This is a genomic window from Allobacillus sp. SKP2-8 (assembly GCF_007559355.1).
Classification (GTDB): Bacteria; Bacillota; Bacilli; order Bacillales; family Alkalibacillaceae; genus Allobacillus; species Allobacillus halotolerans.
In genome coordinates this window covers 28,662-29,818 of record NZ_VMHF01000020.1, presented here as the reverse complement: position 1 = coordinate 29,818, position 1,157 = coordinate 28,662, and the positions used below count along the sequence as shown (strand labels likewise).

General features: G+C 44.5%; 6 tRNA genes and 1 rRNA gene. All 7 read left to right on the top strand.

The features are described from left to right. Positions 1 to 163: 163 nt before the first annotated feature. The 7 genes from rrf to FPQ10_RS11645 all read left to right on the top strand — a co-directional run bounded on the left by rrf (position 164) and on the right by FPQ10_RS11645 (position 1,149). Positions 164 to 279: ribosomal RNA gene (gene rrf / locus FPQ10_RS11675) — 5S ribosomal RNA — on the top strand. Positions 280 to 341: 62 nt separating this feature from the next. Continuing rightward, positions 342 to 416 (top strand) — tRNA-Asn (locus FPQ10_RS11670). An 8-nt stretch (positions 417 to 424) separates the two neighbouring features. Continuing rightward, a tRNA-Ser gene (locus tag FPQ10_RS11665) sits at positions 425 to 517 on the top strand. A gap of 12 nt (positions 518 to 529) precedes the next feature. Further along, positions 530 to 604, top strand: a tRNA-Glu gene (locus FPQ10_RS11660). A gap of 20 nt (positions 605 to 624) precedes the next feature. Beyond that, positions 625 to 701: transfer RNA gene (locus tag FPQ10_RS11655), tRNA-Met, on the top strand. A gap of 276 nt (positions 702 to 977) precedes the next feature. Next, positions 978 to 1,054, top strand: a tRNA-Asp gene (locus tag FPQ10_RS11650). Between the two features lie 19 nt (positions 1,055 to 1,073). Next, positions 1,074 to 1,149 (top strand) — tRNA-Phe (locus tag FPQ10_RS11645). Positions 1,150 to 1,157: the final 8 nt, after the last annotated feature.

Genomic DNA, 1,157 nt, shown 5'->3' with positions numbered 1-1,157 from the left:
AGCTGACGGATACTAATCGGTCGAGGACTTAACTTACTTTATGATGTATTGCTTCTTATCTAGTTTTGAAGGTACATATTTTAAATTGTATTGATTTTCTACTTGCATTTTTGCTTGAAGGTTAATATAATATAGTTTGTCGCTAGTTAATAAATTAAACATATCCGGTGGCGATGGCAGAGAGGCCACACCTGTTCCCATTCCGAACACAGAAGTTAAGCTCTCTAGCGCCGATGGTAGTTGGGGTTTTTCCCCTGCAAGAGTAGGACGCTGCCGGGCATGTTGATCATTACTCCTATCAACTCGGGAAGCATATTTATACGTAAGCTTTTTAACAACATTCCAGCGTAGCTCAGTGGTAGAGCAGTTGGCTGTTAACCAATTGGTCGCAGGTTCGAATCCTGCCGCTGGAGCCATATTATATGGAGAGCTGTCCGAGTTGGCCGAAGGAGCACGATTGGAAATCGTGTAGACCGTTATCGCGGTCTCGAGGGTTCGAATCCCTCGCTCTCCGCCATATTACTCATATGGCCCGTTGGTCAAGTGGTTAAGACACCGCCCTTTCACGGCGGTAACACGGGTTCGAATCCCGTACGGGTCACCATTATCAAACTTTAATTACATCGCGGGGTGGAGCAGTCAGGCAGCTCGTCGGGCTCATAACCCGGAGGTCGCAGGTTCAAATCCTGTCCCCGCAACCAATTTATTTACCGCATCTACATTGAATTAACTTCGTAGCAAGGTAAGATATGGAGTACTCGAAGAGTGCAACCAAATTAATCATCGTATCTTCGTCGAATTAACTTCGATGTAAGATGAAATATGGAGTACTCGAAGAGTGCAACCAATTTATTTACCGCATCTACATTGAATTAACTTCGTAGCAAGGTAAAATAGGAAGTACCCGTAGGGTGCAACCAAATTAATCACCGACAATATAATACATACTAAAATGTAAATTTAATTTAAAACAAAATGGTCCGGTAGTTCAGTTGGTTAGAATGCCTGCCTGTCACGCAGGAGGTCGCGGGTTCGAGTCCCGTCCGGACCGCCATTTAAATAACAGATCTTATGGCTTGGTAGCTCAGTCGGTAGAGCAAAGGACTGAAAATCCTTGTGTCGGCGGTTCGATTCCGTCCCAAGCCACCATTTTATTT